The sequence below is a fragment of the Mycobacterium decipiens genome (genome assembly GCF_963853665.1).
Classification (GTDB): domain Bacteria; phylum Actinomycetota; class Actinomycetes; order Mycobacteriales; family Mycobacteriaceae; genus Mycobacterium; species Mycobacterium decipiens.
This window is the reverse complement of sequence record NZ_OY970459.1, coordinates 1,354,969-1,380,535: the sequence shown is the minus strand read 5'-3', so window position 1 is coordinate 1,380,535 and position 25,567 is coordinate 1,354,969. Positions and strand designations below refer to the sequence as shown.

Genomic DNA, 25,567 nt, shown 5'->3' with positions numbered 1-25,567 from the left:
CAGCGGTGCATATGAACGACGACGATCTGATCCTCGCGCTGGCGCTGGCCGACCGTGCGGACGTGCTGACTCGGGCCCGGTTCGGGGCGCTCGACCTGCGCATCGACACCAAACCGGATCTGACCCCGGTGACCGACGCCGATCGGGCGGTCGAATCCGACGTGCGCGAGGCATTGGCGCGCGACCGGCCCGGCGACAGCGTCGTGGGGGAAGAGTTCGGCGGATCGACGACCTTCACTGGACGGCAGTGGATCGTCGACCCGATCGACGGCACCAAGAACTTTGTCCGCGGGGTGCCGGTATGGGCCAGTTTGATCGCGCTGCTTGAAGATGGTGTCCCCTCGGTCGGTGTGGTGAGTGCACCGGCGTTGCAACGACGGTGGTGGGCGGCGCGCGGACGGGGCGCGTTCGCCTCGGTCGACGGCGCGCGGCCCCGACGGCTGTCGGTTTCCTCTGTGGCAGAGCTGAATTCGGCGAGCTTGTCGTTCTCCAGTCTGTCGGGGTGGGCGCAGCTCGGTCTGCGCGAACGTTTCATCGAGTTGACCGATACCGTCTGGCGGGTGCGTGCCTACGGCGACTTCCTGTCGTACTGCCTGGTGGCCGAGGGCGCCGTCGATGTTGCCACCGAGCCGGAGGTGTCGGTATGGGATCTGGCGGCGCTGGACATCCTGGTGCGTGAAGCGGGCGGGCGGATGACCAGCCTGGACGGCACCACCGGACCGCACGGTGGCAACGCCGTAGCAACCAACGGCCTGCTGCACGAAGAGGTGCTGATCCGGCTCAATGCCGGGTAACCTGGCGCTCAAGAGCGCGCCATGAGCGACCCATTCACCATCGCGACGAAACACTGGCACCGACTCGAAGACGACCGGATCCAGTGCGACGTATGTCCGCGCGCGTGCAAGCTGCACGAGGGCCAGCGTGGCCTGTGCTTTGTCCGCGGCAGGTTTGACGGTCAGGTGAAGCTCACCAGTTACGGACGCTCTAGCGGGTTCTGTGTCGATCCGATCGAGAAAAAGCCGCTCAACCACTTCTTGCCCGGTTCGGCGACGCTATCCTTCGGCACCGCCGGGTGCAACCTGGCATGCCGCTTTTGTCAGAACTGGGACATCTCGAAGTCCCGCGAGATCGACACCCTTGCCCGCCGAGCCACGCCCGCGGACATCGCACAAACCGCTGACGAATTGGGTTGTCGCAGCGTGGCATTCACCTACAACGACCCGACCATCTTCTGGGAGTACGCCGCCGACGTCGCCGACGTCTGCCACGACCGGGGCATCAAATCCGTCGCGGTGACCGCCGGGTACATGTGTCCCGAGCCCCGCGCGGAGTTCTACCGACACGTCGATGCCGCCAACGTCGACCTGAAGGCATTCACCGAAGACTTTTACCGCAAGGTTTGCGTTGGTCACCTGCGCAACGTCTTGGATACCCTGACCTACCTGCGGCACCAGACGAATGTGTGGTTGGAGATCACCACCCTGCTGATTCCCGGACGCAATGACAGCGACGCGGAAGTCGCCGCCGAATGCAGATGGATCCGCGAAAACCTTGGCGTCGACGTGCCGGTGCATTTCACCGCGTTCCATCCCGACTACAAGATGACGGACACGCCGCCTACACCGCCCGCGACGCTGACGCGCGCCCGCCATATCGGCATTGGTGAAGGCCTGCACTTCGTCTACACCGGAAACGTTCACGATGCCGAGGGCGGCAGCACGTTGTGCCCAGGATGCGGGACCACGGTGGTCGTTCGCGACTGGTACGCGATGCGCTACTACGCCCTCACCGGGGACGGGCGCTGCCAGGCATGCGGCTGTCGGTTGTCTGGTGTCTTCGACGGACCGGCCGGACACTGGGGACGCCGACGGCTGCCCTTGTTGACCAACCTGTCCCGGATGTGAACAAATTAACAAGCGCCCTATCTTACTCCGGAGTAAGATAGGATCACCCGCATCGCCCCAACGACCGAGGCTGCCGACATGACCAACACCACCTCTGCCACAGAACCCTCCGGCCCGCGCACCAAGCGACGCGGCCGCAAGACCGGGGTCGGGCTGCAGCCGCACAAGCGGACCGGCATCGACGTCGCACTGGCGCTGCTCACCCCGATCGTCGGCCAGGAGTTCCTGGACAAATACCACCTGCGCGATCCGCTGAACCGGTCCCTGCGCTACGGGGCGAAGACGATGTTTTCCACCGCCGGCGCCGCAACTCGTCAGTTCAAACGGGTCCAGAGCCTGCGTGGCGGACCAACCCGGCTCAAGTCCAGCGGCCGGGACTACTTCGATCTGACGCCCGACGACGACCAGAAGCTGATCGTCGAGACCGTTGACGAGTTCGCCGAAGAGATACTGCGGCCCGCCGCACACGACGCCGACGAAGCCGCGGCCTACCCGTCCGATTTGATCGCCAAGGCCGCCGAACTGGGCATTACCGCGATCAACATCCCCGAGGACTTCGACGGCATCGCCGAACACCGCTCCAGCGTGACCAACGTGCTGGTGGCCGAGGCACTGGCCTACGGCGACATGGGGCTGGCACTGCCGATACTGGCGCCCGGCGGGGTGGCGTCGGCGCTTACCCATTGGGGTAGCGCCGACCAGCAGGCCGCCTATCTCAAGGAGTTCGCCGGCGACAACGTTCCGCAGGCCTGCGTCGCCATCGCCGAGCCGCAGCCGTTGTTCGACCCCACCCGGCTGAAGACCACCGCGGTGCGTACTCCGTCGGGTTACCGGATTAACGGCGTGAAGTCGCTGGTCCCGGCGGCCGCCGACGCCGAGCTGTTCATCGTCGGCGCGCAGCTCGCCGGCAAGCCGACGCTGTTCATTGTCGAGTCATCCGCCCCCGGCCTCACCGTCAGGGCCGACCCGAGCATGGGGATTCGCGCCGCAGCCTTGGGCCAAGTCGAGCTCTCCAATGTGTCGGTGCCGCTACATGCCCGGCTGGGGGAAGAGGATGCCCCCGACAACGACTACGACACCGCCTATTCGGAGGCCATCGCGCTGTCCCGGCTGGGCTGGGCGGCGCTGGCGGTCGGCACCTCCCACGCGGTGCTCGACTACGTCGTGCCGTATGTCAAACAACGCGAGGCCTTTGGCGAGCCCATCGCCCGCCGTCAAGCCGTGGCGTTCATGTGCGCCAACATCGCCATCGAGTTGGACGGGCTGCGGCTGATCACCTGGCGTGGCGCATCCCGCGCCGAACAGGGTCTTCCATTCGCACGTGAAGCAGCACTGGCCAAGCGGCTCGGCTCCGACAAGGGCATGCAAATCGGCCTGGACGGCGTGCAGCTGCTTGGCGGCCACGGCTACACCAAGGAGCACCCGGTCGAGCGCTGGTACCGCGATCTGCGGGTCATCGGCGTCGCCGAGGGCGTTGTCGTCATCTAGTCAGCACTTCTCCAAGCGAAAGATCAATCATGGCAATCAATCTGGAGCTACCGCGCAAGCTACAAGCGGTGATCGTCAAGACACATCAGGGTGCCGCTGAGATGATGCGGCCGATCGCCCGCAAATACGACCTCAAGGAACACGCCTATCCGGTAGAACTCGACACCCTGATCAATCTGTTCGAAGGTGCTGCCGAATCGTTCAATTTCGCTGGCACCGAAGCATTCCGGGGCGAGAGTGAACGCAAGGACGAAAACCACAACGGCCCCAACATGGCCGCGCTGGTGCAGACCATGGAAGCCAGCTGGGGCGATGTCGCGATGATGTTGTCACTGCCCTATCAGGGCCTGGGCAACGCGGCCATCTCCGGGGTCGCCACCGACGAGCAGCTGCAGCGCCTGGGCAAAGTGTGGGCGGCGATGGCCATCACCGAACCTGAATTCGGGTCGGACTCGGCGGCCGTGTCGACGACCGCCACCCTGGACGGCGACGAGTACGTACTCAACGGCGAGAAGATCTTTGTCACTGCCGGTTCGCGCGCCTCCCACATCGTGGTGTGGGCCACGCTGGACAAGTCCCTGGGCCGTCCGGCGATCAAGTCGTTCATCGTGCCGCGGGAACATCCCGGTGTAACAGTCGAACGACTCGAGCACAAACTTGGCATCAAGGGTTCTGATACCGCGGTCATCCGCTTGGACAACGCCCGGATCCCCAAGGACAACCTGCTGGGGAACCCGGAAATTGAAGTCGGCAAAGGCTTTGCCGGGGTAATGGAGACCTTCGACAACACCCGGCCGATCGTTGCCGCGATGGCCGTCGGGATCGGCCGCGCCGCGCTGGAGGAAATCCGCACCATCCTCACCAACGCCGGGGTCGAGATCTGCTACGACAAACCCGCGCACGCCCAGAGCGCTGCGGCCGCCGAGTTCCTGCGGATGGAGGCCGACTGGGAGGCCAGCTACCTGCTCTCCCTGCGCGCGGCTTGGCAGGCCGACAACAGCATCCCCAACTCCAAAGAAGCCTCGATGAGCAAGGCCAAGGCCGGCCGGATGGCCAGCGACGTTACCTGCAAGACCGTCGAATTAGCAGGAACCACAGGATATTCCGAGCAATCACTGCTGGAGAAGTGGGCACGCGACTCCAAGATCCTGGACATCTTCGAGGGCACCCAGCAGATCCAGCAGCTGGTGGTCGCCCGCCGACTACTGGGCCTGTCGTCGTCGGAACTCAAATAGCGGCCGGGTTCATTCGACGCCCGTGCCCGCTCCGAGCTCACAAGCAGCCGGAAACTAGTGTGCACGCAGTAGCCATTCGCGCACTCTTGAGAATGGTCAGCGTAGTTCGTCGTTGTCGAACTCCACAGCGATGCGCCGCAAGGGATTTGGGGCAGTCCTGCTCGGGCAAATTCTTTGGCCAGCTGCTTACCGGTTTTCCCTGCCCGTCGTCGTGAGAAGCATCGTCGCCATGGTCGGACCCGTTGACGACAACCGGCCACGGCTCGCGCGGATCAGCGCTCGGTCCAACCTGGTGACCCCGTGGCTTCACATAGAGCGCAAACCAACGGTAGTGCCCCAGGCGCCGCAACACCCGGACGTAGCAGGCATACGCCCAGTCGCCTCCGCGACCGCGTGTGGTGTCTGCTTGACTTCCTTCGTCATGAGCTCATCTCGATCCAAAAAAGCTGGCTCCCAACGGTGCCCAGCCGAGCGCGAGGTGCCACTTCCCAAAACTCGCTGTGCCACTACCATGCGCACGCCTTTATGTTCGCTAGGGCTAGGTCGCGGCTCGGCAAAGCGCCACAGACGGACATGGGTCGCGACCGCGGGGAGTCGCTCCACGAACTCTCGAGTTTCTACTTCGACACCTGCCTTGTCCTCGACCGTCGGCGCCTAGGTCTGGAAGGTCACCATGTCGCGCCGTCGCGGGGACCGACGACCGGCGGCATTATCCAGCGACTGCGTTCAGCTGCTGGCGGGTCTCGTCGTCGAGTTCGATGTCGGCGGCGGCCAGGTTCTCCTCGAGGTGCCGCACCGACGAGGTACCTGGGATCAGCAACACATTGGGCGCCACACTCAGCGTCCACGCCAAGGCGACCTGTGCCGGGGTGCGGCCGAGTCGCTCCGCCTCGCGCTGGACCAACACATTGCCCAGCACCGGATTGTTCGGTCCGGTAAACGCCGCTCCCAGCGGGAAAAATGGCACAAAGGCAATGCCGCGCGCGCCGCATTCGTCCAGCACCGCGGTCGAAGCCCGATGGACTAGGTTAAAAGCGTTTTGTACACAGACGATTTCAGTAACTTCTAGTGCGCGCAACAGGTGCTCGCGGGTGATCTCGCTGAGGCCGATGCCGCCAATCAGCCCTTCGTCTCGGGCGGCGATCATGACCGAAAGCTGATCGTCGAACAGTCGATCCGGCGCTGCACTCTCAAACAGTCGCAGATTGACCGCAGCCAATTGGTCGACGCCGAGGGTACGCAGGTTCGCCTCGAGGTCTTTGCGCAAGTCGGCGGGATCGGACAGCGGCAGCCAGGCGCCGGCGTCATCGCGACGCCCGCCGACCTTGCTCACCAACGCCAGGTTATCCGGGTACGGATACAGCGCCTCCCGGATCAGTTCGTTGGCGACGTCCGGCCCGTAGAACTGGGCGGTGTCGATGTGGTTCACGCCGAGTTCGACCGCCCGCCGTAGCACGGCCAGCGCCTCGTCGTGGTCCCGCGGTGGCCCCATGACACCGGGACCGGGCAGTTGCATCGCGCCGAAGCCGATGCGGGCGACCGAAAAGCTGCCAAGTGGAAAGGGGTCCATAGAACGAGGCTAGCGTCGAGCCGATGGAGACGTTTCAAGCGCTAGATTGAGGCGGCAGGAGTTGACAACGGAGGTGGCATGCGCGCGGCACGGGTGACTCGACTGGATGGTCCGGACGCTGTGGAGGTGACAGACGTCGACGAACCCGCCGGCGACGGCGTCGTCGTCGAGGTGCACGCCGCCGGGGTGGCCTTCCCGGACGCGCTGCTCACCCGCGGCCTCTACCAGTACCGGCCGGAGCCGCCGTTCGTACTGGGCGCCGAGATCGCGGGGGTGGTTCGTTCGGCGCCGACTGACGCCCATGTGCAACCCGGCGATCGTGTGGCCGGCCTGACCATGCTCACCGGCGGCATGGCCGAGGTCGCGATGCTGGCACCCGACCGGGCGTTCAAGCTCCCGGACAACGTGAGCTTCGAATCGGGTGCCGGCGTACTGTTCAACGACCTGACCGTGTATTTCGCGCTGACCGTGCGCGGCCGATTGCAGGCAGGCGAGACGGTGCTGGTGCACGGGGCCGCCGGTGGGATCGGCACGTCCGCACTGCGATTGGCGTCGGTGCTCGGAGCGTCCCGCGTCATCGCCGTGGTCAGCACCGAGGAGAAAGCGCACATCGCAACGACTGCCGGGGCAACTGACGTGGTGCTGGCCGAGGGTTTCAAGAACGCGGCCAAGGAGCTGACCAACGGTCGTGGCGTCGACATCGTGGTCGACCCGGTCGGCGGTGACCGGTTCACCGATTCGCTGCGCTCGCTTGCCCCGGGGGACGGCTACTGGTCATCGGCTTCACCGGCGGTGAGATCCCCACGGTGAAGGTAAACCGCCTGTTACTCAACAACATTGACGTGGTCGGTGTTGGCTGGGGCGCCTGGGCCGGGACGCATCCCGGCGCGCTGACCGAACAGTGGGCCGCACTTGAGCAGCTGCTCGCGTCGGGCAAGTTGTCCCCGCCCGAGCCAGTGGTCTACCCGCTCGAGCAGGCCGCCGCCGCCATCGCATCGCTGGAAAATCGGAGCGCCAGAGGAAAGGTCGTCCTGCGTGTCCGCGACTAAGCACCTGGCCGCTGCGACAGCCCTTGTGCCCCATCAAAAGAAAAAGTAGTGTCACTTTTAGTTTCATAGCAGAGTTCCCCGGGGGTGCAGGAATCCACGATTCCGGATTACGACGTCGGCGGGGTAGTTTGCGGCCCGTCGGGCACCCGGTTGGAAGGTATCGCGCCGTCCAACATCTACCGCAGCGCAGACGGTTCCTGGGTGGTGATCGCGGCCAACCAGAACACCGTGTTCGCGCGGCTGTGTCAAGCGATGGGACGCCCCGAGCTGGCCACCGACGACCGGTTCGCCACCCATGTTGCTCGCGGCCGCAGCCAGGACGAACTCGACAACATCATCGGCGCGTGGGCTGCCGAGCGGCAGCCCGGTGAGATCATCGAAAACCCTTTCCACAGCAGGGGTGATCGCCGGGCCGATCAACACGGTGGCCGAGGTGGTCAACGACCCGCAGCTGCGGGCGCGCGGCATGCTGGTCGAGCACTACGACGAACGCTTCGGTCGCAACGTGCTCGGACCGGGGATCGTGCCGGTGCTCTCCGAATCCCCGGGCCATGTCCGCAACGGCGGGCCCGCACGGCCGGGACAGCACAACGACGACGTCTATGCGGGGCTGCTCGGCAAGACCGCGGAAGAACTCGCCGAACTGCGCGCCAAGGAGATCGTATGACCGCCTGGCGACGATGCAGGGCGAAGCGATGGAAAGGAGCGGTGCCATGACCCAGCATGTAGATATTCGCGAAGTGTCACTGCGCGACGGTTTGCAGATCGAGACACCAATTCCGTTGTCGGCCAAGCTGGAACTACTCGCCGCGGTGGCCGCCACCGGTGTGCGCGAGGTAGAAGCCACGGCGTTCGTGTCCCCATCGAAGGTGCCGTCGATGGCGGACGCCGCTGAGCTCGCCGCCGAATTGCACAATTACCCCGACATCGAATTCTCCGCGCTGGTGGCCAGTCGGGGCGGCGCCAGGCGGGCGATCGCGGCGGGACTGCGCGCAATCGAATACGTAGTGGCAGCCGACGACGGATTCAGCACCGCCAACGTCGGGCGGACCAGTGCTGAGGCCACCGACCAGATCGGCGACATCGTCACCATAGCGCACGGCGGAGACGTCACCGTCGAGGTCATCGTCGCCACCGCGTGGGATTCCCCCTTCGAAGGGCCTACCCCGCCCCAGCGCGTCCTCGACATCGCGGCGGCCGCCCGCGACCAGGGCGCCGATCGCTTCTCGATCGCCGACACCATCGGCACCGCCACCCCAGGACGGGTGACCTCACTGATCGCACAACTACGTCCGGTGATTGGCGACCTTCCGCTGGGCGCGCACTTCCACAACACCCGCGGCGCCGGGCTGGCCAGTGCCTATGCCGCCGTCAGTTCCAGCGTCACCCGGTTGGACGCCTCGGTCGGCGGGCTGGGTGGTTGTCCGTTCGCGCCGGGGGCCACCGGCAATATCGCAACCGAGGATCTGGTGTATCTGCTGACCGACAGCGGTATCGATGTCGACATCGACCTGCAGGCGGCCATCGCGGCGGCGGATCTGGCGAAATCGGTCGTCGGGCATGACCTACCAAGCGCGCTGCTGCGCGCCGGAGACCGTATCCGCAGCTGATGCCCGCCGAACTCGTCAGCACCAAGGGCCGCCAGACCCGACAGGCCATCGAACAGGCCGCACGGAAACTGTTCGCCGAGCACGGTTTTCACGGCACCACTCTGGCCGACATCACCTCGGCCGCGGGAAAATCGCCGGCGGTCTTCTACCGGTATTTCACCGACAAGGAAGACCTGCTGGCCGCACTGGCAGAGTCGTTCCTGCACGATGTGGTGACGCCGTCAGGGTGGAGTGTGCACCTGCCGGAGTCGCCGGACGACGAGGCGTTCTTCACCGCGGTGGTCACCGGCTACTGGAACATGTTCAAACAGAACATCGGCATCATGATCGCCGTCGCCCAGCTGGCCGCTACCCAGCAGCGCTTCGCGGCCGTGCAGAACGAATTTCGGCGTTTCGGCATGGACATCGTCGCCGCATCCGTACGACGCGCCCAAGACCACGGCTACGGCGCCGATCTTCATCCCGAGCACACCGCCGCCGCCATCGCCTTGCTGTTCGAGAATTTCACCACCGTGTTCGTCGGACCATCCGGCTTGGGGCTGGACATCAGCGATGCGGATGCCGTCAAGACATTGTCGACAATCTGGAAGAAGACTCTGTACGGCACTTAAGGAGACGACCATGGATTTCGACTTGCCAGAACATCTTCCGGGTTTGCTCGCCGAGATGGACGAGTTCATCGAGACCGAGATCAAGCCGCTGGAACGGGACAACATCGAGTACTTCGATCATCGTCGAGAACATGCCCGCACCGACTGGGACAACGGCGGCATCCCACGACGGGAGTGGGAGGACCTGCTCGGCGAGATGCGCAGGCGCGCCGACAAGGCGGGCTGGCTGCGCTACGGCCTACCGGCGCAGTTCGGCGGCCGCGACGGAACCAACATCGACATGGCCGTCATCCGGGAACACCTGGCGCACAAAGGGCTCGGGCTGCATAACGACCTGCAGGACGAGTCGTCGATCGTCGGCAACTTCCCACAGGTCATCATGATGGACCGGTTCGGCACCGACGCCCAGCGGAAGGAATGGACCGAGGCCCTCATCACCGGGGAGCGCTCGATGGCGTTCGGACTGACCGAGCCGAGGCACGGGTCGGACGCAACCTGGCTGGAGACCCACGCGGAACCGGACGGCGACGGCTGGGTCATCAACGGCGCCAAGCGGTTCAACACCGGTGTCCATCGCGCCACCCACGACCTGGTTTTCGCCCGCACCTCGGGCGACCCGGGCCAGGCCCGCGGTATCACCGCGTTCCTGGTACCGACCGATGCCCCCGGCTTCAACGTGCCCTACTACTGGTGGACATTCAACATGCCCACCGATCACGGCGAGGTGGAGCTCAGCGACGTCGCAGTGCCGGTCGACGCGGTGCTCGGGGAGGTCGACCACGGCCTCGATGTCGGCCAAACCTTCCTGCACGAGAACAGGATTCGCCAAGCCGCCAGCAGCCTGGGCGCGGCCCAATACTGCATCGACCGGGCGGTGGCCTACGCCAACGACCGCACCGTGTTCGGCAAGCCGCTGTCGGTGAACCAGGCCGTCCAGTGGCCGCTTGTCGAACTGCAGACCGAGGCCCAGATGGTGCGGTTGCTCGTGTACTACGCGGCCTCGCACCTGGACCACAACCATCACATGGAAGTGTCCGACAAAGTGTCGATGGCCAACTATCGTGCCAATCGGTTGGTGTGTGAGGCTGCCGACCGCGCCATGCAAGTGTTCGGCGGTGTCGGCTACAGCCGCCACGAGCCGTTCGAGCACATCTACCGCCACCACCGTCGTTACCGAATAACCGAGGGCGCGGAGGAAATTCAGATTCGGCGGGTAGCCCAGCGGCTGTTCAAGTTCGGCAAGAAGTGAACGAAGCGCAGCGGCTACTGGACAGCTTGCCCGCGGTGTTGGGCCCGGTGCTGGGCGCCGGGGTGACGGTCGGCAATCTGCGCGCACTCACCGGCGGGGCCAGTCGCAGCACGTGGGCGTTCGACGCCATCACCAGCGACGGGCGCCGGTCGCTGATCCTGCGCATCGGGCCGCCCGACGACGTCCATGCCGGCATGGAGCTGGAAGCCCGGGTCCAGGCCGCCGCCGCAGCCGCTGGGACTCCGGTTCCGCCCGTATTGGTTGCCGACGATTCCCCTGCGGCACTTGGCAATCCGTTTCTGGTATGCGAGGAAGTCAAGGGTGAAACCATCGTCCGGCGCATCCAGCGCGGACTTGATGAGGCGGGCCGGGGGCGGCTGCTGCGCCAGTGCGCACAAGCGCTGGCCACAATTCACCGGGCCGATTCCGGCGACCCCGGCTTGGCCCGCGAGGATCCACTTGTGCAGTGGCGGACACGACTGGACGCCATGGGTGACACCACCGCCACCTTCGAATGGGCATTCCGCTGGCTGGCCGCCCAGAGGCCATCGCCCACCCCCGAAGTTCTGGTGCACGGCGACTACCGGATGGGAAACCTCATCGTCGACGGATCCGATCTTGCCGCGGTCCTGGACTGGGAGCTGGTCCACATCGGTGCGGCATTCGAAGATCTGGCCTGGTTCTGCGTACGTGCGTGGCGGTTCGGTGCGCCGGCCAGCCACGGCGCCGGCGGTCTGGGCAGTATCGAGAACTTTTTGCAGGCCTACCGGGAAGCCAGCGGCAGGACCGTCGATCGAGCGGTGTTTCGCTGGTGGCTGCTGCTGGCCACGCTGCGCTGGGGAGTCATTTGCCGTTACCAAGCACAACGCCACTTGAGCGGGCAGGTTCGCTCGGTGGAACTTGCGACGATCGGGCGCCGGGTCTGCGAGAACGAGTGGGACCTGCTCACCCTGCTGGCTGGGGCGCCGCCCGCGGGCGACGACGGGGGCGCCGCCCCAGCCCGAGCAGCGGCCGGTCAATCGGACCCGACCGGCGCCCATGGCCGCCCGACGGCCGCCGAGCTGGTGGCGGCGGTGGCCGAGTTCCTGGAAAGCGATGTGCGGGAGGCGACCAGCGGGCAGGCCAACGTCCGGGTCAATTTTGCGGCCCGGGTGGCCGCCAACGCGTTGCGCATTGTCGAACGCGAATTGCTCGGCCCGGGCGACGCCGACGTCCGCGCGGCACTAGCAAATCTGGGCTTTGTCGACGAGGCCGCACTCGCCGCCGCGATCCGGGCCGGCGAGTGCGATGGGCGCGCCGCCGAGGTGATCGCCTGCCTGCGGACACTGGTTCGACATCGGTTGACGGTTGCCCACCCTGGATACGAGGGCGAATAGGAATCGCCTGATGCCCAGTAGCACTGCCGAGGCCATCATCGAGGTGGCCGACCGGCTGTTCGCCGCGATCGAGAGCGGCGATCTGGCGGCGGTTGATCGTCTCTGCAGCGACGACATCGCCGTCTGGCGGACCGGCGCCCGCCGTGATGACGACAAGGCCCGCGCAGTGCGGGTGATCGGTTGGTTCATCTCGGCCACCACCGTGCGTCGCTACGAGCTCCTGGACCGTCAGGTGTTCGACGATGGATCCAGCAGGGGTTTCGTTCAGCAGCACATGTTGCATGCGAACAGCCAAGCCGGCCAGTCGATCGCCATGCGGGTTTGCATCGTGATCAAGCTGGACATAGGTGGTCTGATCAACCGTATCGACGAGTACTTCGACCCCGCCGAGCTGGCACCCCTGCTGCGAAGCTCGACGAAGGTCGATAGACAGTGAGGCACCACGATGACGACCCTGGAAACACTGCTGACCGATCCCGACGCCGCCGGGTCATGGAATCTCGTCGGGGACGACTCGACTATCACCTTCAAGATCAAGAACATGTGGGGGCTGCTAACCGTCACGGGCGAGTTCACCGAGTTCAGTGGATACGGTGAGCTGACCAGCGACGGCGCAGTCTCCGGCCACCTCGAAATCGACGTCGCGTCGCTGCGCACCGGTATCGGCCTGCGCGACAAGCACCTACTTTCGGCCGACTTCTTCGATGCCGAACACTTCCCACAGATCCGTATCGTCATCACCGCACTGCACCCGACCAAGGGCAAAAGCGCCGACCTACGGGCGAACTTCACCATCAAAGGCATCGCCGACCCGGTGCCCCTGCCCGTCACGGTTACCCGGCTGGGTGACGACTCCGTGCGGATATCCGCCGAAGCCGAGATCGAGCGGGCCCAGTTCGGGCTGGGCTGGAACAGGTTCGGTGTGATGGGTGCGACCGCGACGGCGTCGGCGGAGGCCGTGTTTGCGCGGGCGCGGTCGGTACGACGCGGAGCCCAATAGCCGGGGCCAGTACCATCGCACCGTGCCCGACTCCAGCAGCGACCTGCGGATCCTCGTCTACAGCGACAACGTCCAGACCCGCGAACGGGTGATGCGTGCCCTGGGCAAACGGTTGCATCCGGATCTACCCGAGTTGACCTACCTAGAGGTGGCGACCGGCCCGATGGTGCTACGACAGATGGATCAGGGGGGCATCGACTTGGCCATCCTCGACGGTGAGGCGACACCGACCGGAGGCATGGGAATCGCCAAACAGCTCAAAGACGAACTTGCCACCTGCCCGCCGATCCTGGTGCTCACCGGCCGCCCCGACGATGCCTGGCTGGCCAGCTGGTCGCGGGCCGAGGCCGCGGTTCCGCATCCCGTCGACCCCATCGTGCTGGGCCGCACGGTGCTCGGACTGCTCCGCGCGCCCGCGCACTGACCAGCGGCGCTCACGGCAATCTCGGGGCGAGTGGTCAGCCACCCCGCATTTGAATCCTCGGGTCCTGCTTTACCCGAGGTCGCAACTGCCCCGTTGCCGCTTCCGGCCGCAAGGACGGCGCTGTTTCTTCCTCCTCCGCCGCGGTCTCCGAAGCCTGCTGACCCTGCGCTGTACGAAGTGTCGACTCCGGAATGCCAGAACCGGTGGATTGGGTCACCCGCGTGGCCGAGACCGCAGCGGCCTTGGCTGCAATTTCGGGATCCACTGTGGACAGCGCCCCCATTTCTGGAACCGTTGGTTCGGCCTCCGGGGGCGCGGCAGCCGCTGGTTCGGCCGCCGGCGGCGCGGCAGCCGCTGGTTCCGGCGCCCGAGCTGGACCGGTGGCATTTCGGCCGGCAGAGTTCGTGCCGGCACGTGCCGCCTGGCCCAGAGCGGCCAACGCGATCGGGGCGGCCATGAATCCGGAGCCCACGACGCCGGCATTGGCGCTGCTAGCGCTGGCACCGACGGCGTCCCCGGTGCCAACCTCGCCACCGCCGATGTTTGTCTGGCCGCCGGTGGCATACGCCGGATCGCCCTGCGCGACCCCACCGCCGGCGATGCCGCTTCCGACGTGGTCGGCGCCCCCGCCGCCAACGGCTGCGCTGCCACTGCCAACGCTCTCACCGCCGCCGCTACCACTGCCGACGCTCGCACCGCCGCCGCTGCCACTACCGACGCTGGTGTCGCTACTGCCGACGTTTTCGCCGACAGCGCCGCCGCCCAAACCCGGAAATCTCTGCAGCACGCTCCCCCATGGCACCACCTGCGCGGCCACCGCCGACGCCCCGGAGTAGTACCCGGACATAGCGGCCACATCCGCGGCCCACATCTCCTCGTACACGCCCTCAGCGGCCGCTATCAACGGCGCGTTCTGCCCGAACAAGTTCGTCATCACCAGCTGCACGAACGCATCGCGGTTGGCGGCCACCGCCGCCGGAAGCACCGTCGCCGCTTGCGCCGCCTCAAACATGCTGGCCACGGCCCGCGCCTGGCCGGCCGCCCCAGCAGACTGAGCGGCCGCCGCGGCCAGCCACCCGGCGTAGGGGGCCGCCGCGGCCGCCATCGCCCGCGCCGCGGGACCCTGCCACGCCTGGCCCGCCAACCCGGCCGTCACGGACGCAAACGATTGCGCCGCAATCCCCAACTCCTCGGCAAGCCCCTGCCAGGCCGCCGCTGCGGTCAACATTGGCGCTGTGCCCGCACCGATGAACATTCGCAAGGAATTTATCTCCGGCGGCAGCACAACGAAACTCACAGCTTCCGTCCTTCCGCATCGCCCGCGGTTTCACGCCGACCTCAATGCAGCCCTGCGACTAACCGGCGAATGCTGAGATTAACAACAAATGCTGCGCTTATCGGCGGGTTAAACCAACATTCACATAATTCGCCGAGACGCGCAATCGTCAGCTTGTTCCGCCGAACGGCGGCGACCGACGCCGGACCCGGCCAGGAGTTCTGCGCCGACCCCCGGGCAAGTGCTTCGGCCGTTGCGAGACTATGTTGAAGGTCACTGTGATGGCCCGAAGCCCCGGTTCGTCACAGCAGCCCGGTCACCGCCCGGCCGCTACGCTGGCGGCCCCGTACGACGGATCATGGAGCGAGTTGAACGTCTACATACCCATCCTGGTGCTGGCGGCGCTGGCCGCTGCCTTTGCCGTGGTGTCGGTTGTGATCGCGAGCCTGGTCGGCCCATCGCGGTTCAACCGGTCAAAACAAGCCGCCTACGAATGCGGCATCGAACCCGCCGACACCCAGGCCGGCTCGGCCAACGGCCCGCATGCGGCGAGCGGGCAGCGCTTTCCGATCAAGTATTACCTGACCGCAATGTTGTTCATCGTTTTCGACATCGAGATCGTGTTCCTTTACCCGTGGGCGGTCAGCTACGACTCGTTGGGCACGTTCGCACTGGTCGAAATGGTGATATTCATGCTCACGGTGTTCGTGGCCTACGCGTATGTGTGGCGCCGCGGGGGCCTGACGTGGGATTGAGGTAGGACGTGGGACTGGAAGAACAGTTGCCCGGCGGAATCCTGCTGTCCACGGTCGAGAAGGTGGCGGGCTATGTCCGCAAGAACTCACTGTGGCCGGCGACGTTCGGGTTGGCATGCTGCGCAATCGAGATGATGGCCACCGCGGGACCGCGGTTCGACATAGCGCGGTTCGGGATGGAACGGTTCTCGGCCACACCGCGACAGGCCGATCTGATGATCGTGGCGGGCCGGGTCAGCCAGAAGATGGCGCCGGTACTACGGCAGATCTACGATCAGATGGCCGAGCCGAAATGGGTTCTGGCCATGGGCGTGTGCGCCTCTTCGGGCGGGATGTTCAACAACTACGCGATCGTGCAGGGCGTCGACCATGTCGTTCCGGTCGACATCTACCTGCCCGGCTGCCCGCCGCGCCCGGAGATGCTGCTGTACGCAATCCTGAAGCTGCACGAAAAGATTCAGGAAATGCCGTTGGGAGTCAACCGGGAGCGTGCCATCGCCGAGGCCGAAGAGGCGGCCTTGTTGGCCCGGCCCACGATCGAGATGCGCGGACTGCTGCGATGAACCCTGCCGACCCAACCCCACCGGAAACAACCAGCGATGCGGAAGTGGTCGAAGTTCGCCGCGGCATGTTCGGGGTGTCCGGCACCGGCGACACCTCCGGATACGGGAGGCTGGTTCGCGAAGTCACGCTGCCGGGCAGCAGCCCCCGGCCCTACGGAGGCTACTTCGACGACGTCGCCGACCGGCTGGCCGAGGCGCTGCAGCGCACCGGTGTCGAATTCGACGATGCCATCGAGAAAGTCGTCGTCTACCGCGACGAACTGACCCTGCACGTCCGCCGGGAACTGCTTGCGCAGGTCGCCCAACGACTTCGCGACGAACCCGAACTGCGCTTCGAGCTGTGCCTCGGCGTGAACGGGGTGCACTACCCGCACGAGACGGGTCGAGAACTGCACGCCGTCTACCCGCTGCAGTCAATCACCCACAACCGTCGCCTCCGGCTAGAAGTGTCTGCGCCGGACAGTGATCCGCATATTCCTTCGTTGTTCCCGGTATACCCGACCAACGACTGGCACGAGCGCGAAACCTACGACTTCTTCGGGATCATCTTCGACGGCCATCCGTCCCTGACCCGGATTGAAATGCCTGATGACTGGCAGGGGCATCCGCAACGCAAGGACTACCCATTGGGGGGGATCCCAGTCGAATACAAGGGCGCGCAGATACCCCCGCCGGATGAGCGGAGGGGGTATCACTGATGACCGCGACTACTGACTCTGCTGGCGGCGCCGGCGAGACCATCTTGGTCGCGGGCGGCCAGGACTGGCAACAGATCGTCGACGCAGCCCGCGGCGCGGATCCCGGTGAACGCATCATCGTCAACATGGGGCCCCAGCACCCGTCCACCCACGGGGTGTTGCGGCTGATCCTCGAGATCGAGGGCGAAACAGTGACCGAAGCCCGTTGCGGAATCGGCTACCTGCACACCGGGATTGAGAAGAACCTCGAATACCGCTATTGGACCCAGGGCGTCACCTTCGTGACCCGAATGGATTACCTGTCACCGTTTTTCAACGAGACGGCCTACTGCCTGGGCGTGGAGAAGCTGCTCGGCATCACCGATGAGATACCCGAGCGGGTCAACGTGATCCGGGTCATGATGATGGAGCTCAACCGCATCTCGTCGCATCTGGTCGCTTTGGCGACCGGCGGCATGGAATTGGGCGCCATGACTCCGATGTTCGTCGGCTTCCGAGCACGCGAGATCATCCTGCGCGTGTTCGAAACGATCACCGGTCTTCGGATGAACAGCGCCTATATTCGACCCGGCGGCGTGGCGCAGGATTTGCCGCCGAATGCGACCACCGAAATCGCGGAAGCCGTCAAGCAGTTGCGCCAACCGCTGCGCGAAATGGGCGATCTGCTCAACGAAAACGCAATTTGGAAGGCCCGCACCGAGGGCGTCGGCTACCTGGACCTGACCGGGTGCATGGCGCTGGGGATCACCGGCCCGATTTTGCGCTCCACCGGGTTGCCGCACGACCTGCGGAAAAGCGAACCCTACTGCGGATACGAGAACTACGAATTCGACGTGATCACCGATGACGGGTGTGATGCCTATGGGCGCTACATCATTCGCGTCAAAGAGATGTGGGAGTCGGTGAAGATCGTGGAGCAATGTCTGGACAAATTGCGGCCTGGCCCAACCATGATCGAGGACCGCAAACTCGCGTGGCCGGCCGACCTAAAGGTAGGGCCCGACGGCCTGGGTAACTCACCCGAGCACATCGCCAAAATCATGGGCACCTCGATGGAAGCGCTGATCCACCACTTCAAACTGGTCACCGAGGGCATCCGCGTTCCGGCGGGTCAGGTCTATGTGGCCGTGGAGTCACCACGCGGAGAACTCGGCGTGCACATGGTCAGCGACGGCGGTACCCGCCCGTACCGGGTGCACTACCGGGATCCCTCATTCACCAACCTGCAGTCCGTCGCTGCGATGAGCGAAGGCGGGATGGTAGCCGACTTGATCACGGCCGTCGCCAGCATCGACCCAGTCATGGGTGGGGTGGACCGATGACCGGCCCGCAGGGCCAGCCGGTGTTCATCCGGCTCGGGCCGCCACCCGAGGAGCCCAACCAGTTCCTGGTCGACGGCGCTCCCCAGTCGTATCCAGCTGACGTGCAGGCGCGGCTGGAGGTCGACGCCAAGGACATCATCGGTCGCTACCCCAACCCGCGCTCCGCCCTGTTGCCGCTACTGCATCTCGTGCAATCCGAGGACTCCTACCTGACCCCGGCGGGTTTGGAGTTCTGCGCCGACCAGCTGGGATTGACCGGGGCCGAGGTGTCGGCGGTGGCGAGCTTCTACACGATGTACCGCCGGCGCCCCACCGGTGACTACCTGGTCGGCGTCTGCACCAACACACTGTGTGCCGTCATGGGCGGCGATGCCATATTCGACGCCCTCAAGGACCATCTGGGCGTTGGCAACGACGAAACCACCTCCGACGGTGCGGTCACCCTGGCGCACATTGAATGCAATGCCGCCTGCGACTACGCACCGGTGGTGATGGTCAACTGGGAATTCTTCGACAACCAGACGCCGGTATCGGCGCGCGAACTCGTCGACTCGCTGCGCTTCGGCGAGCCGAAGGCGCCGACCCGCGGCGCGCCGTTGTGCGCGTTCCGCGAGACGTCGCGCATCCTGGCGGGCTTACCCGACCAACGTCCCGACGAAGGTCAGGGTGGTGCCGGTGCGGCCACCCTGGCTGGGTTGAGGGTGGCACAGGAAAACGGTATGCGGGCACCCGCTCCGCCAGAAGCCGGGCCGGAATCCAGGCCGGGGGGCCAGTCATGACCGCACAGGCCACGCCGTTGACGCCGGTGATCAGCCGCTACTGGGACGACCCGGAGTCGTGGACCTTGGCCACGTATCAACGCAACGACGGCTATCGGGCAATGCAGAAGGCCCTGACCATGGCACCCGACGCGGTGATCGGAGCGGTCAAGGACTCCGGGCTGCGGGGGCGCGGCGGCGCGGGCTTCTCCACCGGGACGAAATGGTCGTTCATCCCGCAAGGCGACACCGGTGCGGCCGCCAAGCCGCACTACCTGGTGGTCAATGCCGACGAGTCCGAACCCGGTACATGCAAAGACATTCCGCTGATGCTGGCGACGCCGCATGTACTCATCGAAGGCGTCATCATCGCCGCCTACGCGATCCGGGCCCACCATGCATTCATCTACGTCCGCGGTGAAGTGCTCCCGGTGTTGCGCCGCCTGCAGAACGCGGTGACCGAGGCCTACGCCGCCGGCTACTTGGGGCGCAATATCGCCGGTTCCGGCTTCGACCTGGAGCTGGTGGTGCACGCCGGGGCCGGCGCCTACATCTGCGGCGAGGAGACCGCGCTGCTCGATTCGCTCGAGGGTCGGCGCGGCCAGCCCCGACTACGGCCGCCGTTTCCCGCCGTCGCCGGGCTGTACGGCTGCCCCACGGTGATCAACAACGTCGAAACGATCGCCAGTGTCCCGTCGATCATTCTCAACGGGATCGATTGGTTCCGGTCGATGGGTAGCGAGAAATCGCCTGGCTTCACGCTGTATTCGCTGTCCGGTCACGTCACCCGTCCCGGACAGTACGAGGCCCCGCTCGGTATCACGCTGCGGGAGTTGCTCGACTATGCCGGCGGGGTGCGCGCCGGGCACCGGCTCAAGTTCTGGACACCCGGCGGGTCTTCAACACCACTACTCACCGCCGAGCACCTCGATGTGCCGCTGGACTACGAGGGTGTGGGTGCGGCGGGCTCGATGCTAGGAACCAAGGCACTGGAGATCTTCGACGAGACCACCTGCGTGGTGCGCGCGGTGCGACGCTGGACCGAGTTCTACAAGCATGAGTCATGCGGCAAGTGCACACCGTGCCGGGAGGGCACCTTCTGGCTTGACAAGATCTACCAGCGGCTGGAAACCGGCGGAGGCACCCGAGAAGACCTTGACAAACTGTTGGACATCTCGGATTCGATCTTGGGAAAGTCGTTCTGCGCCTTGGGCGATGGCGCCGCCAGCCCGGTGATGTCGTCGATCGAACACTTCCGCGACGAATATGTCGCCCACGTCGAGGGCGGCGGTTGCCCGTTCGACCCCAAAGACTCGATGCTGACGCCGAACGGAGTGAGTTCATGACCCAGACGGCCGACACCGAAAACCGGGTGGCCCAACCGGAGATGGTGACGCTGACCATCGATGGCGTCGAAATCAGCGTCCCCAAGGGGACTTTGGTGATCCGCGCGGCAGAGCTGATAGGCATCCAGATCCCACGGTTTTGCGACCACCCGCTACTGGATCCGGTCGGCGCATGCCGGCAATGCCTGGTCGAAGTCGAGGGCCAACGCAAGCCACTGGCATCATGCACCACCGTGGCCACCGACGACATGGTGGTGCGCACCCAGCTCACCTCAGCGGCCGCCGACAAGGCCCAGCACGGCGTGATGGAACTGCTGCTGATCAACCACCCGCTGGACTGCCCGATGTGCGATAAGGGCGGCGAATGCCCGCTGCAGAACCAGGCAATGTCCAACGGCCGCGCCGATTCTCGCTTCGTCGACGTCAAGCGCACCTTCGCCAAACCGATCAACATCTCCTCGCAGGTACTGCTGGATCGCGAGCGCTGCATCTTGTGTGCCCGCTGCACACGGTTCTCCGAACAGATCGCCGGAGATCCGTTCATCGACATGCAGGAGCGCGGCGCCCTGCAACAGGTCGGCATCTACACGCGTGAACCGTTCGAGTCCTACTACTCCGGCAACACGGTGCAGATCTGCCCGGTGGGCGCGCTGACCGGGACCGCCTACCGGTTTCGGGCGCGCCCGTTCGATCTGGTCTCCAGCCCCAGCGTCTGCGAGCACTGCGCGTCAGGGTGCGCGCAGCGAACCGACCACCGCCGCGGCAAGGTCTTGCGCCGACTTGCCGGCGACGACCCCGAAGTCAACGAGGAGTGGAACTGCGACAAAGGGCGGTGGGCCTTCACCTACGCGACCCAGCCGGACCTGCTCACCACTCCCCTGATCCGTGATGCGCACGGATCGCTGGTACCCACGTCGTGGTCGCATGCGATAGTGGCGGCCGCCGAGGGATTGGCGGCAGCCCGTGGCCGCACGGGCGTCCTGGTCGGCGGTCGGGTGTCGTGGGAGGACGCCTACGCCTATGCCAAGTTCGCGCGAATTGCGTTGGACACCAACGATATCGACTTCCGCGCCCGACCGCATTCGGCCGAGGAAGCCGACTTCCTGGCTGCCCGCATCGCCGGCCGGCCGGTAACCGTCAGCTATTCCGATCTGGAATCGGCGCCGGTGGTCGTCCTGGTCGGGCTCGAGCCCGAAGAGGAGTCACCCATCGTGTTCCTGCGGTTGCGCAAGGCGGCACGCAAACACGGTCTACCTATTTACGCGATCGCCCCGTTCGCCACCCGCGCGCTGCAGAAAATGTCCGGTCGGTTGCTCAAAACCCCTCCCGGAGCAGAACCTTCGGCGCTAGACGAGCTGGCCACCGGCGAAGGCTCGGCTGCCCTGAAAGACCTGTTGGCCACGCCCGGTGCGGTGATCATGGTCGGGGAACGCTTGGCCACGGTGCCCGGCGGATTCTCCGCCGCAGCCCGGCTGGCCGACGCCACCGGGGCGCAGCTGGCCTGGGTGCCGCGCCGGGCCGGGGAACGCGGCGCGCTGGAGGCCGGCGCGTTGCCCGCACTGCTGCCAGGCGGGCGCCCGCTGGACGACGACGTCGCCCGCTCGCAGGTCTGTGCGGCGTGGCACGTTGCTGAATTGCCCGCTGCGGCTGGGCGTGACGCCGATGGCATCCTGGCCGCCGCGGCCGACGGGACACTGGGCGCGCTGCTGGTCGGCGGCATCGAAGCCGCAGACTTCGCTGATCCGGATGCCGTGTTGGCCGCGGTTGACGCCACCGGCTTCGTGGTCAGCCTGGAGCTGCGGCACAGCGCCATCACCGAACGGGCCGACGTGGTATTCCCCGTCGCACCGACGACCCAGAAGTCCGGCGCCTTCGTCAACTGGGAGGGCCGCTACCGCCCGTTCGAACCCGCGCTGCAGCGAGCCGGACAATCGGATCATCGGGTGCTGGACACGCTGGCCGACGAAATGGGTGTCTATCTGGGCGTGCCCACCGTCGAGGCGGCCCGCGAGGAGCTGGCCGGGCTCGGCGTCTGGGAGGGCGAACACGCCGCCAATCCCCACGTCGCAGCCACCGGGGGAACCCAACCCGAAGCGGGTGAGGCGGTGTTGACCGGTTGGCGGATGCTACTCGACGAGGGCCGCCTGCAGGACGGCGAACCCTATCTGGCCGGTACCGCGCGCACACCCGTGGTACGGCTGTCGCCCGATACGGCGGCCGAGATCGGCGCCACCGACGGCGAGGCGGTCACCGTCAGCACGTCGCGCGGCTCAATCACCTTGCCGTGCAGCGTCACCGACATGCCCGACCGGGTGGTGTGGCTGCCACTGAACTCAGCAGGCTCGGCAGTGCACAGGCAGCTGGGCGTAACAATCGGCGGCCTGGTGCGGATCGGAGTGGGCGCATGACCCTCACGACCTTCGGCCACGACACCTGGTGGCTGGTGGCGGCCAAGGCGATCGCCGTTTTCGTGTTTCTCATGCTGACGGTGCTGGTGGCGATCCTGGCCGAACGCAAGCTGCTGGGCAGGATGCAGTTGCGGCCCGGCCCCAACCGGGTGGGCCCAAAAGGGGCCCTGCAGAGTCTGGCTGATGGAATCAAGCTGGCACTCAAGGAAAGCATCACGCCCGGTGGTATCGATCGATTCGTATACTTTGTGGCGCCGATCATTTCGGTGATTCCCGCCTTCACCGCTTTCGCGTTCATCCCGTTCGGTCCCGAGGTGTCGGTGTTCGGCCACCGGACGCCGTTGCAGATAACCGACCTTCCGGTCGCTGTGCTGTTCATCCTGGGACTGTCGGCGATCGGGGTGTACGGCATCGTGTTGGGCGGTTGGGCGTCCGGGTCCACCTACCCGCTGCTGGGCGGGGTGCGCTCGACCGCGCAGGTCATTTCCTACGAGGTCGCGATGGGGTTGTCCTTCGCGGCGGTGTTCCTCTACGCCGGCAGCATGTCCACCTCCCAGATCGTGGCGGCACAAGACCGGGTCTGGTACATCTTTCTGCTGCTGCCATCGTTCGTCGTATACCTCATCTCCATGGTGGGCGAGACCAACCGGGCGCCATTCGATTTGCCTGAAGCCGAGGGCGAGCTGGTCGCTGGTTTTCACACCGAATACTCGTCGCTGAAGTTCGCGATGTTCATGCTGGCCGAGTACGTCAACATGACGACGGTTTCGGCGCTGGCCGCAACCATGTTTCTGGGCGGCTGGCATGCCCCCTGGCCGGTGAACATGTGGGCGGCGGCGAACACGGGGTGGTGGCCACTGATCTGGTTCACGGCCAAGGTGTGGACGTTCTTGTTCATCTATTTCTGGCTGCGGGCCTCGCTGCCGCGGCTGCGCTACGACCAGTTCATGGCACTAGGCTGGAAGTTGCTGATCCCGGTCTCGCTGGTATGGGTGATGATCGCTGCGGTCATCCGCTCGATGCGCAACCAGGGTTATCCGCATTGGACCCTGGCGCTGGTGATCAGCAGCATCGTGGTTGCCGCGGCGCTGGTGGCGTCGCTGCGAAGGCCGTTGAGCGCGCCCGGTGCTCGCGCATTAGCACGCCAACTTCGCCAGCGTCGCGACGAAAGTACCGGCACCCCATCGCTATTCCCGACGCCGCCGCTGCCAACGCAGCCGCCGGCTCAGACCCACGCCCAGCCCGTGGGTGCAAGTAAGGAGAATGCGAGTGGCTAAATTCTTTGACGCAATAGCCGGATTCGGCGTGACGTTCGGTTCGATGTTCAAAAAGACGGTCACCGAGGAGTATCCGGAGAAACCGGGACCGGTAGCACCGCGCTATCACGGCCGCCATCAACTCAACCGGTATCCCGACGGCCTAGAGAAGTGCATCGGCTGCGAGTTGTGCGCCTGGGCCTGCCCGGCCGACGCGATCTATGTCGAGGGCGCGGACAACACCGAAGAAGAGCGGTTTTCGCCGGGGGAACGCTACGGCCGCGTGTACCAGATCAACTATTTGCGTTGCATCGGTTGCGGTTTGTGCGTCGAGGCGTGCCCGACGCGGGCGCTGACGATGACCAACGACTACGAGATGGCCGACGACAACCGCGCCGACCTGATCTACGAGAAGGACCGGCTGCTGGCCCCGCTGCTGCCCGAGATGGCCGCGCCGCCACATCCCCGAGCGCCCGGTGCCACCGATAAGGACTACTACCTGGGCAACGTGACCGCGGCGGGTTTGCGGGAGACCCAACATCTCGGAGATTCTCGGTGACCGCAATCCTGGCCCACGGCTTGGCCGCTGACTTGGCCGCGAACGTCATCGTCCGCACCTCCACCGGCGAAGCGGTGATGTTCTGGGTGCTCGGCGCGCTTGCGCTGATCGGCGCGCTCGGGGTGGTGCTGGCCGTCAACGCCGTGTACTCGGCAATGTTTCTGGCGATGACGATGATCATCCTGGCGGTGTTCTACATGGCCCAGGACGCGCTGTTTTTGGGCGTCGTTCAGGTCGTGGTGTACACCGGCGCGGTGATGATGCTGTTCCTGTTCGTGCTGATGCTGATCGGTGTCGACTCCGCGGAATCACTGCAGGAGACGCTGCGCGGGCAGCGGGTCGTCGGGGTGGTGGCCGGTGTCGGGTTCGGTGTGCTGCTGATGGGCGCCATCGGCCATGCGGCGACCCGGGGCTTCGCCGGACTGAGCGCCGCCAACGCCTATGGAAACGTCGAGGGCCTGGCGGCGCTGATCTTCTCCCGCTACCTGTGGGCGTTCGAGTTGACCAGCGCGCTGTTGATCACGGCAGCCGTCGGGGCGATGGTGCTGGCACACCGGGAGCGGTTCGAGCGCCGCAAGACTCAGCGCGAACTCTCCGAGGAGCGGTTCCGTCCCGGCGGATACCCCACCCCGCTGCCCAACCCGGGTGTCTACGCGCGCCACAACGCGGTCGACGTGGCCGCCATGCTGCCCGATGGCTCCTACTCAGAGTTGTCGGTCTCCCGAATGCTGCGGACCCGAGGGGCGGACGGCCTTGCGACGCCCTCGCCCGAAGCCGTCTCTGGCGTTGTCGAAGGTGGTGCGTCATGAACCCGGCGAATTACCTATATCTCTCGGTACTGCTGTTCACCATCGGGGCCGCGGGTGTGCTGTTGCGACGCAACGCGATCGTGATGTTCATGTGCGTCGAGCTGATGCTCAATGCCGTGAACCTGGCGTTCGTCACCTTCGCGCGAATGCATGGCCATCTCGACGGGCAGATGATCGCGTTCTTCACTATGGTCGTGGCCGCCTGCGAAGTCGTCATCGGCCTGGCCATCATCATGACGATTTTCCGTGCCCGCAAATCGGCGTCGGTCGACGACGCGAATCTACTCAAAGGCTAAAGATC

The 25,567-nt window shown here is 65.6% G+C and carries 24 protein-coding genes and 2 pseudogenes; 24 read left to right on the top strand and 2 right to left on the bottom strand.

What is annotated here, in order from left to right; translation table 11 throughout:
• The first annotated feature begins 11 nt into the window (after nt 1-11).
• From hisN to AADZ55_RS06360, 4 genes are all read left to right on the top strand, one after another.
• On the top strand, nt 12-794 hold the full coding sequence (gene hisN / locus AADZ55_RS06375) for a histidinol-phosphatase (protein WP_085323346.1): 783 nt from the start codon (nt 12-14) through the stop codon (nt 792-794).
• A 21-nt stretch (nt 795-815) separates the two neighbouring features.
• On the top strand, nt 816-1,904 hold the full coding sequence (gene amrS / locus AADZ55_RS06370) for an AmmeMemoRadiSam system radical SAM enzyme (protein WP_085323345.1): 1,089 nt from the start codon (nt 816-818) through the stop codon (nt 1,902-1,904).
• Nucleotides 1,905-1,982: 78 nt separating this feature from the next.
• Nucleotides 1,983-3,392: an acyl-CoA dehydrogenase family protein gene (locus tag AADZ55_RS06365; protein WP_085323344.1), complete on the top strand. Its 1,410-nt coding sequence runs from the start codon at nt 1,983-1,985 to the stop codon at nt 3,390-3,392.
• Between the two features lie 29 nt (nt 3,393-3,421).
• The gene (locus AADZ55_RS06360; protein ID WP_085323343.1) at nt 3,422-4,627 is read left to right on the top strand and encodes an acyl-CoA dehydrogenase family protein; all 1,206 of its coding nucleotides are present in this window, start codon (nt 3,422-3,424) and stop codon (nt 4,625-4,627) included.
• 709 nt (nt 4,628-5,336) lie between these two features.
• On the opposite strand, the gene AADZ55_RS06355 is transcribed toward AADZ55_RS06360, so the two are convergent.
• Nucleotides 5,337-6,197: an oxidoreductase gene (locus tag AADZ55_RS06355; RefSeq protein WP_085323342.1), complete on the bottom strand. Its 861-nt coding sequence runs from the start codon at nt 6,195-6,197 to the stop codon at nt 5,337-5,339.
• 78 nt (nt 6,198-6,275) lie between these two features.
• Here AADZ55_RS06355 and AADZ55_RS06350 point away from each other — a divergent pair.
• The 9 genes and pseudogenes from AADZ55_RS06350 to AADZ55_RS06310 all read left to right on the top strand — a co-directional run bounded on the left by AADZ55_RS06350 (nt 6,276) and on the right by AADZ55_RS06310 (nt 13,516).
• Nucleotides 6,276-7,246, top strand: a pseudogene (locus tag AADZ55_RS06350) (NADPH:quinone oxidoreductase family protein).
• A gap of 69 nt (nt 7,247-7,315) precedes the next feature.
• Nucleotides 7,316-7,913, top strand: a pseudogene (locus tag AADZ55_RS06345) (CoA transferase); the annotation flags it as partial.
• 46 nt (nt 7,914-7,959) lie between these two features.
• Complete coding sequence (locus AADZ55_RS06340) at nt 7,960-8,856, top strand: hydroxymethylglutaryl-CoA lyase (RefSeq protein WP_085323470.1); 897 nt, start codon at nt 7,960-7,962, stop codon at nt 8,854-8,856.
• Nucleotides 8,856-9,467 carry a TetR/AcrR family transcriptional regulator gene (locus AADZ55_RS06335; RefSeq protein ID WP_085323340.1) on the top strand — a complete coding sequence of 204 codons (612 nt, stop codon included), beginning with the start codon at nt 8,856-8,858 and terminating at the stop codon, nt 9,465-9,467. The genes AADZ55_RS06340 and AADZ55_RS06335 overlap by 1 nt, the downstream gene beginning before the upstream one ends.
• A gap of 10 nt (nt 9,468-9,477) precedes the next feature.
• Complete coding sequence (locus tag AADZ55_RS06330; protein WP_085323339.1) at nt 9,478-10,716, top strand: acyl-CoA dehydrogenase family protein; 1,239 nt, start codon at nt 9,478-9,480, stop codon at nt 10,714-10,716.
• Nucleotides 10,713-12,092, top strand: a complete 1,380-nt coding sequence (locus AADZ55_RS06325) for a phosphotransferase family protein (protein WP_085323338.1) — start codon at nt 10,713-10,715, stop codon at nt 12,090-12,092. Before AADZ55_RS06330 ends, AADZ55_RS06325 begins: the two co-directional genes overlap by 4 nt.
• Before the next feature lie 10 nt (nt 12,093-12,102).
• The gene (locus AADZ55_RS06320; protein ID WP_085323337.1) at nt 12,103-12,528 is read left to right on the top strand and encodes a nuclear transport factor 2 family protein; all 426 of its coding nucleotides are present in this window, start codon (nt 12,103-12,105) and stop codon (nt 12,526-12,528) included.
• Between the two features lie 9 nt (nt 12,529-12,537).
• Complete coding sequence (locus tag AADZ55_RS06315; protein WP_085323336.1) at nt 12,538-13,092, top strand: YceI family protein; 555 nt, start codon at nt 12,538-12,540, stop codon at nt 13,090-13,092.
• Between the two features lie 22 nt (nt 13,093-13,114).
• Nucleotides 13,115-13,516, top strand: coding sequence for a response regulator transcription factor (locus AADZ55_RS06310; RefSeq protein WP_085323335.1), 402 nt, complete (start codon nt 13,115-13,117; stop codon nt 13,514-13,516).
• Nucleotides 13,517-13,550: 34 nt separating this feature from the next.
• Here AADZ55_RS06310 and AADZ55_RS06305 read toward each other — a convergent pair whose 3' ends face one another.
• Nucleotides 13,551-14,813 (bottom strand): PPE family protein, encoded by a 1,263-nt coding sequence (locus AADZ55_RS06305; RefSeq protein WP_085323334.1) that lies wholly within the window; start codon nt 14,811-14,813, stop codon nt 13,551-13,553.
• Nucleotides 14,814-15,160: 347 nt separating this feature from the next.
• Between AADZ55_RS06305 and AADZ55_RS06300 the strand changes: the two genes are divergently transcribed.
• Genes AADZ55_RS06300 through nuoK form a run of 11 tightly spaced genes read left to right on the top strand, consistent with a single transcriptional unit; the run spans nt 15,161 to nt 25,562 of the window.
• On the top strand, nt 15,161-15,547 hold the full coding sequence (locus tag AADZ55_RS06300; RefSeq protein WP_085323469.1) for an NADH-quinone oxidoreductase subunit A: 387 nt from the start codon (nt 15,161-15,163) through the stop codon (nt 15,545-15,547).
• Nucleotides 15,548-15,555: 8 nt separating this feature from the next.
• Nucleotides 15,556-16,110 (top strand): NuoB/complex I 20 kDa subunit family protein, encoded by a 555-nt coding sequence (locus tag AADZ55_RS06295; RefSeq protein ID WP_085249769.1) that lies wholly within the window; start codon nt 15,556-15,558, stop codon nt 16,108-16,110.
• On the top strand, nt 16,107-16,808 hold the full coding sequence (locus AADZ55_RS06290; RefSeq protein ID WP_085323333.1) for an NADH-quinone oxidoreductase subunit C: 702 nt from the start codon (nt 16,107-16,109) through the stop codon (nt 16,806-16,808). Before AADZ55_RS06295 ends, AADZ55_RS06290 begins: the two co-directional genes overlap by 4 nt.
• The gene (nuoD, locus tag AADZ55_RS06285; protein WP_085323332.1) at nt 16,808-18,130 is read left to right on the top strand and encodes an NADH dehydrogenase (quinone) subunit D; all 1,323 of its coding nucleotides are present in this window, start codon (nt 16,808-16,810) and stop codon (nt 18,128-18,130) included. The genes AADZ55_RS06290 and nuoD overlap by 1 nt, the downstream gene beginning before the upstream one ends.
• Nucleotides 18,127-18,909 carry an NADH-quinone oxidoreductase subunit NuoE gene (nuoE, locus tag AADZ55_RS06280; protein ID WP_085323331.1) on the top strand — a complete coding sequence of 261 codons (783 nt, stop codon included), beginning with the start codon at nt 18,127-18,129 and terminating at the stop codon, nt 18,907-18,909. The genes nuoD and nuoE overlap by 4 nt, the downstream gene beginning before the upstream one ends.
• Nucleotides 18,906-20,234: an NADH-quinone oxidoreductase subunit NuoF gene (gene nuoF, locus AADZ55_RS06275; RefSeq protein ID WP_085323330.1), complete on the top strand. Its 1,329-nt coding sequence runs from the start codon at nt 18,906-18,908 to the stop codon at nt 20,232-20,234. Before nuoE ends, nuoF begins: the two co-directional genes overlap by 4 nt.
• Nucleotides 20,231-22,642, top strand: a complete 2,412-nt coding sequence (locus tag AADZ55_RS06270) for an NADH-quinone oxidoreductase subunit G (protein ID WP_085323329.1) — start codon at nt 20,231-20,233, stop codon at nt 22,640-22,642. Before nuoF ends, AADZ55_RS06270 begins: the two co-directional genes overlap by 4 nt.
• Entirely contained in the window at nt 22,639-23,919 is a 1,281-nt protein-coding gene (nuoH, locus tag AADZ55_RS06265) for an NADH-quinone oxidoreductase subunit NuoH (RefSeq protein WP_085323328.1), read from the top strand. The genes AADZ55_RS06270 and nuoH overlap by 4 nt, the downstream gene beginning before the upstream one ends.
• A complete protein-coding gene (gene nuoI, locus AADZ55_RS06260) occupies nt 23,912-24,457 on the top strand; it encodes an NADH-quinone oxidoreductase subunit NuoI (RefSeq protein WP_119184876.1) in 546 nt (181 codons plus the stop codon). Before nuoH ends, nuoI begins: the two co-directional genes overlap by 8 nt.
• A 20-nt stretch (nt 24,458-24,477) precedes the next feature.
• Complete coding sequence (locus tag AADZ55_RS06255; protein ID WP_085323468.1) at nt 24,478-25,266, top strand: NADH-quinone oxidoreductase subunit J; 789 nt, start codon at nt 24,478-24,480, stop codon at nt 25,264-25,266.
• Nucleotides 25,263-25,562 (top strand): NADH-quinone oxidoreductase subunit NuoK, encoded by a 300-nt coding sequence (gene nuoK / locus AADZ55_RS06250; protein WP_085323326.1) that lies wholly within the window; start codon nt 25,263-25,265, stop codon nt 25,560-25,562. The genes AADZ55_RS06255 and nuoK overlap by 4 nt, the downstream gene beginning before the upstream one ends.
• The last annotated feature ends 5 nt before the right edge of the window (nt 25,563-25,567 follow it).

Excerpts from the sequence above, each read along its gene's own strand:
- AADZ55_RS06365 (WP_085323344.1), top strand. The coding sequence starts at position 1,983 with ATGACCAACACCACCTCTGCCACAGAACCCTCCGGCCCGCGCACCAAG.
- AADZ55_RS06330 (WP_085323339.1), top strand. The coding sequence starts at position 9,478 with ATGGATTTCGACTTGCCAGAACATCTTCCGGGTTTGCTCGCCGAGATG.
- nuoH (WP_085323328.1), top strand. The coding sequence starts at position 22,639 with ATGACCCTCACGACCTTCGGCCACGACACCTGGTGGCTGGTGGCGGCC.
- nuoD (WP_085323332.1), top strand. The coding sequence starts at position 16,808 with ATGACCGCGACTACTGACTCTGCTGGCGGCGCCGGCGAGACCATCTTG.
- nuoF (WP_085323330.1), top strand. The coding sequence starts at position 18,906 with ATGACCGCACAGGCCACGCCGTTGACGCCGGTGATCAGCCGCTACTGG.
- AADZ55_RS06290 (WP_085323333.1), top strand. The coding sequence starts at position 16,107 with ATGAACCCTGCCGACCCAACCCCACCGGAAACAACCAGCGATGCGGAA.
- AADZ55_RS06360 (WP_085323343.1), top strand. The coding sequence starts at position 3,422 with ATGGCAATCAATCTGGAGCTACCGCGCAAGCTACAAGCGGTGATCGTC.
- AADZ55_RS06355 (WP_085323342.1), bottom strand. The coding sequence starts at position 6,197 with ATGGACCCCTTTCCACTTGGCAGCTTTTCGGTCGCCCGCATCGGCTTC.
- AADZ55_RS06315 (WP_085323336.1), top strand. The coding sequence starts at position 12,538 with ATGACGACCCTGGAAACACTGCTGACCGATCCCGACGCCGCCGGGTCA.
- nuoE (WP_085323331.1), top strand. The coding sequence starts at position 18,127 with ATGACCGGCCCGCAGGGCCAGCCGGTGTTCATCCGGCTCGGGCCGCCA.
- amrS (WP_085323345.1), top strand. The coding sequence starts at position 816 with ATGAGCGACCCATTCACCATCGCGACGAAACACTGGCACCGACTCGAA.
- hisN (WP_085323346.1), top strand. The coding sequence starts at position 12 with ATGAACGACGACGATCTGATCCTCGCGCTGGCGCTGGCCGACCGTGCG.
- AADZ55_RS06340 (WP_085323470.1), top strand. The coding sequence starts at position 7,960 with ATGACCCAGCATGTAGATATTCGCGAAGTGTCACTGCGCGACGGTTTG.
- AADZ55_RS06270 (WP_085323329.1), top strand. The coding sequence starts at position 20,231 with ATGACCCAGACGGCCGACACCGAAAACCGGGTGGCCCAACCGGAGATG.
- AADZ55_RS06320 (WP_085323337.1), top strand. The coding sequence starts at position 12,103 with ATGCCCAGTAGCACTGCCGAGGCCATCATCGAGGTGGCCGACCGGCTG.
- nuoK (WP_085323326.1), top strand. The coding sequence starts at position 25,263 with ATGAACCCGGCGAATTACCTATATCTCTCGGTACTGCTGTTCACCATC.
- AADZ55_RS06335 (WP_085323340.1), top strand. The coding sequence starts at position 8,856 with ATGCCCGCCGAACTCGTCAGCACCAAGGGCCGCCAGACCCGACAGGCC.